Below are 8,961 nucleotides of genomic sequence, written 5' to 3' on the forward strand. Positions count from 1 at the left end.
GGGGCGGATCGTGGGGGTGGGGCAGCGCCTGTGGCGCAGGAGCGCCTGGGTCGGGCTCGCTCTCTACGCGCTGGCGCTCGGCGCGGGGCTCGGCCTCGCCAGCGCCGACTGGGCGACGCGCGGCGGCTACCCGTTCGGCGGCGTCGCGGTCGGGGCCTGGACGATCTGGCCGCGGGCGGGCGCCACCAGCGCCGATCCCTACACCCGCGCCGTCAACGCGCGCCGGGGCGAGATCCCGCTCGCGGTCGGCGAGGGATTGCTGATGACGGCCGCGACCGACGATGCCGGCCGCGGTCTCGACGCCGCCTGCACCTACAGCATCACCGGCGCGACGCCGCCGGCCCGGGTCTGGACGCTGACCGTCTCCGGCCGGGGCGATCCCGACCCCGCCCGGCCGCCGATGCGCGAGGGTTTCACCGCGACCGAGATCCTGCGCGAGCTGGACGGCCGCTTCGCCGTCACGCTCGGTCCCGAGGCGGAACCCGGCAACTGGCTGCCGAGCCCGCGCGAGACCGGCCCCCTGCGACTCGCCTTGCGCCTCTACGACACGCCGGTGGCGGCGAGCGCGGGCAGCCTCGACCGCGACGCGGTGCCGGCGATCACCCGCCTGCGCTGCAGGACGTGAGCCCCGCGCGATGAGGCCCCGATGAGCCTGCGCCCATGAGCCCGTGCCGATGAATCTGCGCCTCGCCTACGCCACCCTGTGCGGCCTGACGCTCGCCGGCCTCGTGCACGTCGCGACCGTGCTGGCGATCCCCCTCCTGTCGGAGACGGACGCGCTCTCCCGCGCGCGCGGGAGCGAGAGCCTCGACCATCCGCAGCCGATCTACACGGTGGCCACGACAGCCAACCCGGCTCCGGCCGAGGCGTGGCTGCCGATCCCCGACCCGGCGGTGGCGGTCGGCGTCTGCGCCTACGACCTCGCGGACGGCCCCTTGCGCGTCTCGGCCCGCACCGGACCGCTGATGCTGACGCTGGCTGCGCACGGGCGGCGCGGCGCCTTCTACGCGGTGACCGACCAGGCGGCGGTGCGCGGCGCGCTCGACCTCGTGATCCTCACCCGCGCCCAGTACGACGAGGCGCTGGCCAGCGACGACGAGAGCGAGCCGAGCCGCGACGTGCGCATCGTCGCCCCCGACCGCCAGGGCTTCGTGGTGGTGCGGGCGGTCGCCGGCCTGCCGAGCCAGCGCGCGGCCGCCAACGCGGCGGTGCAGGCGGTCGCCTGCTCCATCGACAGTCAGAGCGAGGAGCCGCCCGCGCGGTAGGGGCGGGCCTCAGGCCGAGACATCGACGAGCTGTCCCGTCCGGCCGTCGGCCGACACCATCTTCCGGATGCTGTCCTTGATCGTGTCCTCGATCTTCCGCCGCTCGTCCTGCGGCAGGGAGCCGAGTTGCTCCTCCGTCAGGTCCATGCCCTTCAGGATGTTGGCGCGCATCCGCTCCATCGGGGACATCGACGCGTATTTCAGGAAGTCGGCCGCGATGTCGTCGGGCTTTCGACCGCCCGCGTCTCTCGCGGCGCTTCCGGCGGTGCCGATCGGCTTGGGGGTTGGCCAGTTGATGGCCGTGCTGGCGCTGGAAATGTTCATCGCGGAAAGTCTCGTGGTACCGAGCCTCCCGAGCAAGGACGGCGCCACTTGTGCGCCGGGACTTTGTACGGTTTTCCCAGCCCGTTAGGGCATCCGGGACCTGTCTTCAGGCGGCAGGGACTGCCGAAGCCCGGCGATTTCTGCCTAGTGGGGGCGAAGCGCCGACCTTTGCGTGGGGTGTCCGGCCGAAGAGGCCGGATTCTGGAAGCTCCTTCCCCGGCCGGATCGGGCGGATCTAGCGCCGGCCGCCGCCGAAGCCGCCCGGACCGCCGCCGAAACCCGGCCCGCTCCCTCCGGGACCGCCGAAGCCGCCTCCAGGTCCTCCGGGACCGCCCGGCCCGCCGAAGCCGCCGGGCGGACCGAAGCCGCCGGGACCGCCCGCGCCGCCGGGCGGCCGGGTGTCGATGCGGAAGCCCTGCCCGGATCCGGGGGCGTCCCGCCCGGGGACGCCCGCCGGACCGTGCCCCGGAAGGCCGCGCAGGTCGAGGCGGTCGCGCTGGAAGCCCGGCCGCTCGGAGCGGCCCGGCTCGCGCGCAGGTTCGCGCACAGGTTCGCGCACCGGCGCGAGGCGATCCTCGACGCGCAGGCGCTCGACCGTGAGGCGCCCGTCGCCCGCAACCTCCGTGGTGAGCACCGCCCGCACCGCGCCCGAGCGGGGCAGGCTCGCGGCCGGTGCGCCCGCGACGGGCAGGCCCGAGCCCAGGGTCACGCCCCCTCCTCGCCGGCCGATATAGGCCTCGATCGAGGCGGTCCGGATGCCCGGCGGCAGGCCGGCCTCGGCGGCATCGGTCACCGCGAGGGCGCCGTCCCGCATCTGGCCGGCGACCGCGGCGCGGTGCCCCGCGGACAGGTTCTCGGCGCCCGCGAGCCGCAGGCCGCCGATCCGCGCCGCGCCGTCGGCCCCGCGCCGGACCGGGCCGGCGACCCGGTCGGGGCCTGCGGCGCGGGGCTCGATCAGGCTCGCCACCACCACCCCGTCCGGGCGGCGCAGGCCGCTCACCGCGACGCGCTGGCCGACCGTCCAGGTGCCGCCCGCCGCGCCCGTCGCGACGCGCTGCCCCAGCACCGTGAGACTGTTCCGGCCGACCGCCTCGACCGGTCCCACCACCTCGCTCGTCACGTCGATGCGGCGGGTGGCAAGGCCCGCGCCCTCGGGCCGGGCCACCACCCGCACCACGTGCCCGACACGCAGGTCGGAAGCGCGGGCCGGGACGCCGTCGATGCGCACCGCGACGTCGTCGGGGTAGGCGATGCGCAGGTCGTTCACCACGATCGAACCGAAGCGCCGGATCGTGCCGATCACTCCCGTGCCGCCGATGCCGCGGTCGCCCTCGCCGGGCGCGTCGGTCGGGCGCGCGCCGGTGCCGCCGATGCCCTGGTCGCGGATCGGCGCGTCCTGGGCGGCCAGCCGCCCCGGCAGGACGGCGGCACCTGCGAGCAGGCCGAGGACGAGCCGGCGGCTCGGACGATGATCGCGCGCCACGCGCCCGCTCCCCTAAAGGCGTCCGGGAGGCGCGGGCGGGGGCGCCGCCTCGGCGTAGACGTAGAGGCCGAAGTTCCAGCGGTGGTCGCCGCCGGGATCGGTCTGGCAGGCGGCGTGGGCCTCGCGGTTGGCTTGGCTCAGCGCCTCCATGGCGATCTCGCGGGCCCGCGCCTCCAGGCGCCGGGCGAGATCCTCCGAGAGCCCGTCGTAGTGCACCGCCCGCTCGAGGAAGCGCGGGGTCTCACCCACGATGTTGGCCACGCTCGCCGCGATGTGGTCGTGCAGGTTGCGGCCGAAATAGTAGAGCTGCGGCTCGCCCCCGCCCCGCGGCACGTAGGCGGCCTCGGCCAGCACGACGCGGTCGGATTCGTCGAGGCTTGCGAGCCCCCGGTCGAGCCACTCGTCGAGCACGGCGCGCGGGCGGAGATCCCGGGTGATGCCGGAGACCAGCGCCTCGAAGGAGGGCGCCTCACCGGGCCCTGAGCGGGGCAGCGGGAGCGGCCGCCCCTGTCCGTCCGTGAATTTCGGGTCGGCCAGCCAGCGGGCGATGATCCGGCTCGTGCGCGAGACCACGGCCGGCACCGCGCTCACCGGGGCGCCCGCGCCGCGCAGGCGCCGCACCTCCTTGCGGTGGATGCCGGTGAGCAGCGAGACGCGGCTGTCCGTCTGCTCCTTGCCGGGGAGCGCGAAATCGTACTCGGCCACGTTCACGTAGAGTTCGCGCAGCAGGTTCGTCAGCGCCGGGAAGGTGATGCCGCGGGCCACGAACAGGCGCACCAGGGGGCGCAGCAGGCGCGCCACCGGCGCGTGCAGGGCCGTGCCCTCCGGAGTTGCGATCTCGTCCGACATGACGACGACCTTAGCCCGCGGATCGTGGGAGACAATCCCACACGGTGCGTCTGCGCACGCGTAACCCGGGATTCCTCGTTGACGTGGGATTTTTGCACACGTATCGATTTTGTGGTCAGATTTCCCACGCAGCTGGAGCACGGTGATGACCGAAAGGATCCGAATGGTCGCCCCGCCCGCGCTCCCGCCCCTGCGCAACGTCTGTCCCGCGGCCCCTCCGCGGAACGGCGCCCCCGATGCCGCGCGCCTCGCACGCCTCGCGCTGTGCTTGGCCGCCCTCGCACTGCCCGTGCTCGGAAGCGTCGCCGCGGACACGGTCCGACGCGACGCGCCGGGAACGAAGCAGACCGCCGTCCTGCCGATCCCCTCCGGCCGGACGGCGGTTTCACAGGCCTCCCGAGGCGTCCCGGTGCGTCGGGAGGCCGCCCTCGCGCACTTGGACATGGAGTTGCACCGATGACGACGCCGACGACCGTCGCGGGATTGGCCGGGCATCGATCGGCTCGCCCTGCCCTCGACGGCGCCGAGGGCTGCGGCGGCGCCCGGGTCATCGACCTCGCCATCTGCCTGATCCTGGCCGTCACAGTCGTCGGCCTGCTGCTCGCGGCGCTCTGAGGCCGCGCGCCTCCCGGCGGCGTCGCGCAGCCATCGGATCGGCGCGAATCAGTATCGGATGGGCGCACCTCCGCACAGGACCCCGAAAAATTCCATGCCGTAGCATTCATTCCAGATAGCCTGGCGGCTGGCACCAGTCGGTTCGGCGGCTAAGTCTTGTTTCGCGCAATGACACGGTTGCCGAATCGTCCGGCCGATCCATCTCGACGGACGGATGCTGGCCGACCGGAGCCTGTTCTTGCCCGCTTCGAGACTTCTGCCCCGCGCCGTGCTCGCCGGGGGCCTCGCCTGCGCGCTGGCGCCGGCCGCGCGGGCCCAGGATCTGCCGCGGGTCGATCCGGGCCGCGGCAGCGTCCTGATCCACGGCAATTTCTGCGGCCCCGGCAACCGAGGCCCGGGCCATCCGCCGATCGACGCGCTCGACCTCGCCTGCGCGCGGCACGACGCCTGCTCGCCCCCGCTCGCCTCGGGGCGATGGGCCACCTGCGCCTGCCACGACCGCCTCCACGCCGAGGCGGATCTTGTGGCCCGCGATCCCCGCACCTCGCCGCCCGTGCGCGACACCGCCCGGTTCGTCTCCGACTTCGCCCTGGCGCTTCCCTGCGATCCCTGAAAACGCCGGGAGCCCGGCGCCATCGGCACCGGGCTCCCGTCTCGACTGTGCTCGCCTGGATCGTGCCGGGACGATCAGGCGTCGGCGGGATTGGCACCCGCCTTCGGTCCACCCTTCGAGACGCCCACCAGCGCCGGGCGCAGCACCCGCTCGCCGATGACGTAGCCGGACTGCACCACCTGCACCACGGTGCCGTTGGGGACCTCCGCGTTCGGCACCTCGAACATCGCCTGGTGGCGGTTCGGGTCGAAGCGCTGCCCTTGCGGCTCGACCGCCTTCACGCCGTGCCGCTCCAGGGTCTTGCCGAGGTCGCGCTCGGTCAGCTCGATGCCCTCGATCAGCCCCTTCAGGGCGCCCTCCGCGGCGGCGCGGGCGTCGGCCGGCACGCTCTCCAGGGCGCGGCGGATGTTGTCGGCGACGTTGAGGACGTCGCGGGCGAAGTTCGTCACCGCGTAGGTGCGCGCGTCGGCGACCTCGCGCTCGGTGCGGCGGCGCAGGTTCTCCATCTCGGCGAGCGTGCGCAGCGCCCGGTCCTTGAACTCGTCGCGCTCGGCCGTCAGGGCGGCCACGGCCTCTCCCTGCGGGCTCGACTCGGGCTGCTGGGCCGCGTCGGCATGGGCGCCCGCATGCGCTCCGGCCTCGGCCCCGTTGCGGGGCCCGGCGCCGTCCGCGGCCTCGTTCCGGCGCGGGTCGTCCTGCTGCATGTCGTTGCTCGTCATGGCGTTTCAGTCGTGGCGTTTCAGTCGTGGTGATGTGCGGGATCGCCGCTGATATCAGGCCGGCGGCCCCTGAAATCAACCCGCGGCAGCGGCCCTCAGGCTTCCCGCGGCGGCGGCGCGGCGACCAGCGCCTCCAGCCCCTCCGCCTTCAGCGCCGCCACGTCGCCGGCGAAGATCTCCATCACGGCGGCGCGGATCGCGGCCAGGCGGTCGGGCTGGGTGACGCGGGTGCCGATGAGGTCGGTGATGTAGAACACGTCGACCGCGCGCTCGCCGAAGGTCGCGATATGCGCCGAGGTGATGTTGAGCGAGAGCCGGCTGAAGGCGGTCGTCAGCTCGTAGAGCAGGCCCGGCCGGTCGAGGCCGGTGACCTCGACCACGGTCTCGCGGCTCGAGAGCGCGTTGTCGATGGCCATGTCGGGCGGCACCAGGAAGGTCTTGGCCCGGGCGCTCGCCACCGGCGGGTGCTTGTCGGCGACGAGGTCGGCGATGCGGATCTCGCCCTTGAGCGCCCGCTCGATCGCCGCGGTGATGCGCCGGCCCCGCCGCAGCTCGTCCTCGTCCCGCTCGAAGGCGCGCGAGAGGTAGATCGAGTCGAGGGCGAAGCCGTCGGTGGTGGTGAAGATCTGCGCGTCCACGATGTTGCCGCCGGCCGCCGCGCAGGCGCCGGTGATGATGGCCAGGAGCCGCGGGTGGTCGGGCGAGTAGACCGTGATCTCGGTCACGCCGCGGACCGGATCGGTCTCGACGTCGGTGGCGCTGGTCCGGCCCGATTCGACGACGCCCCGGATGAAGTTCGCGTCCTTGAACTGGCGCACGCCCTCGACCTTGAGCCAGTAGGCCTGGTTGTGGCGGGCCGCGTAGGCGTCGAAATCCTCCGCCGACCAGTCCGGCAGCTTCTCGCGCAGCGCGATCTGGATCATCCGCACCCGGTCGGTGCGGGCGATCTCGGAGTGGCCGCCCGAGAGCCGCACCTCGGTCTCGTCGTAGAGGGTGCGCAGCAGCGTGCCCTTCCAGGCCGTCCAGACGCCGGGGCCCACCGCCGCGATGTCGGCGACCGTGAGGATGGTGAGGAGCTTCAGCCGCTCCAGCGTCTGCACCACGCCGGCGAAGCGCTCGATCGTCTTCGGGTCGGAGAGGTCGCGGCTCTGGGCCGTCATGGACATCAGGAGGTGGTGCTCGACGAGCCAGGCCACCGTCTCAGTCTCGGCCTGCGAGAGGCCGAGGCGCGGGCAGAGCTTCTGGGCGATGGCCGCGCCCGCCACCGAGTGGTCCTCGGGCCGGCCCTTGGCGATATCGTGCAGGAGGATCGCGACGTAGAGCGCGGTGCGGTTGTTGATGGTGTGGATCACCCGGGAGACCAGCGGGTGCGCCTCCTGTACCCGGCCCGCCTCGATCGCCGCCAGCACGCCGACCGAGCGCAGCAGGTGCTCGTCCACCGTGAAGTGGTGGTACATGTTGAACTGCATCATCGCCACGATGCGCCCGAAATCGGGCACGAAGCGGCCGAGCACGCCCGCCTCGTTCATCTGGCGCAGCACGGATTCGGGCGCGTTCTTCGAGGTCAGGATCTCGACGAACAGGCGGTTCGCCTCCTCGTCGGCGCGCAGCGTCGGGGTGATGAGGCGCAGCGAGCGGGTGGCGAGGCGCCGCGCGTCCGGGTGGATCGGCAGGTTGTGGCGTTCGGCCAGCCAGAACAGGCGGATCAGGTTGACGGGGTCGCGCTCGAAGGCGTCCTCGGCCCGCAGGTTCACGCGGCCGTGGTCGATCCAGAAATCCTCCGCCTCCATCGCGGTGGCGCGGAAGCGGTCGCGGAACCGGCCGATCCAGCGGTCGAGCACCGGCGTGCGCTTGGCGTGGCGCGCCTCCAGTTCGGCGCAGACGATCGCCGTGAGGTCGCCCACGTCCTTGGCGATCAGGAAGTAGGCCTTCATGAAGCGCTCGACGCCCGACAGCCCCCCGCGCGGGCCGTAGTTGAGGCGCTCGGCGACGCGGGGCTGCAGCCCGAAGGAGAGCCGCTCCTCCGGCCGGCCGGTGATGAAGTGCATGTGGCAGCGCACCCGCCACAGGAACTCCTCGCAGCGCTCGAACAGCCGGTACTCCTCCGGGGTGAACAGGCCCGCGTGGACGAGCTCGGCTTGGTCGCGCACCCGGTAGGTGTACTTGGCGATCCAGAACAGGGTGTTGAGGTCGCGCAAGCCCCCCTTGCCGTCCTTCACGTTCGGCTCGACGAGGTAGCGGGAGGAGCCCGCCTTCGCGATGCGCCCGTCGCGCTCGCGCAGCTTCGCCTCCACGAACTCGGCGGCCGAGCCCACGACGAGATCGGAATCGAAGCGGGTGATCAGCTCCTCGAACAGCACCCGCGATCCGAACAGGAAGCGGGCCTCGAGCAGCGCCGTGCGGATGGTGAAGTCCGCCCGCGCCTCGCGCAGACACTCCTCGACCGAGCGCGTGGCGTGGCCGACCTTCAGCTTGAGGTCCCAGAGCACGTAGAGCATCGCCTCGACGACGCTCTCCGACCACGCGGTCTGCTTGTAGGGCAGCAGGAACAACAGATCGATGTCCGAGCCCGGGGCCATCGTGCCCCGTCCGTAGCCGCCGGTCGCCACGATCGCGAGTTGCTCGCCGGTGGTCGGGTTGTCGTTCGGATAGAGGCGCCAGCAGACGGCGTCGTAGATCGCCCGCACCACCGCGTCGGTGAGCCGCGACAGGGCCTGCGCGCAGGCCATCCCGTCCCGGTCCTTCAGGAGCCGCGCCTCGGCCGCCGCGTGTCCCTCCGCGATCACCGCCTTGAGCTGCGGCACCAGGGCCGCCCGGAGCTTCGTGGGCTCCCGCGCCTCGCGGTCGAGCGTGTCCAGAACCCTGTCGAGTGCGGCGACGGCGTCGAACATGGATACCCGTTACAGCGGCTCGGCCGGACCGCGATCCACCGGACCGAGCGATACGGGCCCGGAGCCGCACGGGCCGGGCCTCGGCCAAGGTCTAGCACGATCCGGCGAGGCTGACAGGGGCGCCGCCCGCTTTCGGGCGCGGCCCGCCCCTCGGGCCGGCACTCAGCCGCGGCTCGGCTGCCCGGCATCGCGGGGCGGGGCC

9 protein-coding genes are annotated in these 8,961 nt (G+C 73.3%); 4 read left to right on the plus strand and 5 right to left on the minus strand.

Going from position 1 to position 8,961, the window contains the following annotated elements; genetic code table 11:
- Positions 1–7: 7 nt before the first annotated feature.
- Both AX737_RS27230 and AX737_RS27235 read left to right on the plus strand, forming a co-directional pair.
- The gene (locus AX737_RS27230; protein ID WP_082773330.1) at positions 8–625 is read left to right on the plus strand and encodes a DUF1214 domain-containing protein; all 618 of its coding nucleotides are present in this window, start codon (positions 8–10) and stop codon (positions 623–625) included.
- A 49-nt stretch (positions 626–674) separates the two neighbouring features.
- Positions 675–1,265 carry a hypothetical protein gene (locus AX737_RS27235; RefSeq protein WP_066926931.1) on the plus strand — a complete coding sequence of 197 codons (591 nt, stop codon included), beginning with the start codon at positions 675–677 and terminating at the stop codon, positions 1,263–1,265.
- Between the two features lie 9 nt (positions 1,266–1,274).
- On the opposite strand, the gene AX737_RS27240 is transcribed toward AX737_RS27235, so the two are convergent.
- The 3 genes from AX737_RS27240 to AX737_RS27250 form a co-directional block, all read right to left on the minus strand.
- Positions 1,275–1,589, minus strand: a complete 315-nt coding sequence (locus AX737_RS27240) for a hypothetical protein (protein WP_066926933.1) — start codon at positions 1,587–1,589, stop codon at positions 1,275–1,277.
- Positions 1,590–1,824: 235 nt separating this feature from the next.
- Complete coding sequence (locus AX737_RS27245; RefSeq protein WP_066926935.1) at positions 1,825–3,072, minus strand: DUF5666 domain-containing protein; 1,248 nt, start codon at positions 3,070–3,072, stop codon at positions 1,825–1,827.
- Between the two features lie 12 nt (positions 3,073–3,084).
- Positions 3,085–3,921 carry a DUF6502 family protein gene (locus tag AX737_RS27250; protein WP_066926937.1) on the minus strand — a complete coding sequence of 279 codons (837 nt, stop codon included), beginning with the start codon at positions 3,919–3,921 and terminating at the stop codon, positions 3,085–3,087.
- A gap of 456 nt (positions 3,922–4,377) precedes the next feature.
- On the opposite strand from AX737_RS27250, the gene AX737_RS33735 reads away from it, so the two are divergent.
- Entirely contained in the window at positions 4,378–4,536 is a 159-nt protein-coding gene (locus tag AX737_RS33735; RefSeq protein WP_156453991.1) for a hypothetical protein, read from the plus strand.
- Between the two features lie 238 nt (positions 4,537–4,774).
- Entirely contained in the window at positions 4,775–5,149 is a 375-nt protein-coding gene (locus AX737_RS27260; RefSeq protein ID WP_066926943.1) for a hypothetical protein, read from the plus strand.
- A 74-nt stretch (positions 5,150–5,223) separates the two neighbouring features.
- Here AX737_RS27260 and grpE read toward each other — a convergent pair whose 3' ends face one another.
- Entirely contained in the window at positions 5,224–5,868 is a 645-nt protein-coding gene (grpE, locus tag AX737_RS27265; RefSeq protein WP_156453992.1) for a nucleotide exchange factor GrpE, read from the minus strand.
- 95 nt (positions 5,869–5,963) lie between these two features.
- Complete coding sequence (locus AX737_RS27270) at positions 5,964–8,759, minus strand: [protein-PII] uridylyltransferase (protein ID WP_066926941.1); 2,796 nt, start codon at positions 8,757–8,759, stop codon at positions 5,964–5,966.
- Positions 8,760–8,961: the final 202 nt, after the last annotated feature.

Source organism: Methylobacterium sp. CCH5-D2, assembly GCF_001556475.1.
Classification (GTDB): Bacteria; Pseudomonadota; Alphaproteobacteria; order Rhizobiales; family Beijerinckiaceae; genus Methylobacterium; species Methylobacterium hispanicum.

Bases quoted from the DNA above. Each gene is read 5' to 3' on its own strand.
- AX737_RS27270 (WP_066926941.1), bottom strand. From the start codon at position 8,759: ATGTTCGACGCCGTCGCCGCACTCGACAGGGTTCTGGACACGCTCGAC.
- AX737_RS27250 (WP_066926937.1), bottom strand. From the start codon at position 3,921: ATGTCGGACGAGATCGCAACTCCGGAGGGCACGGCCCTGCACGCGCCG.
- AX737_RS33735 (WP_156453991.1), top strand. From the start codon at position 4,378: ATGACGACGCCGACGACCGTCGCGGGATTGGCCGGGCATCGATCGGCT.
- AX737_RS27240 (WP_066926933.1), bottom strand. From the start codon at position 1,589: ATGAACATTTCCAGCGCCAGCACGGCCATCAACTGGCCAACCCCCAAG.
- AX737_RS27235 (WP_066926931.1), top strand. From the start codon at position 675: ATGAATCTGCGCCTCGCCTACGCCACCCTGTGCGGCCTGACGCTCGCC.
- grpE (WP_156453992.1), bottom strand. From the start codon at position 5,868: ATGACGAGCAACGACATGCAGCAGGACGACCCGCGCCGGAACGAGGCC.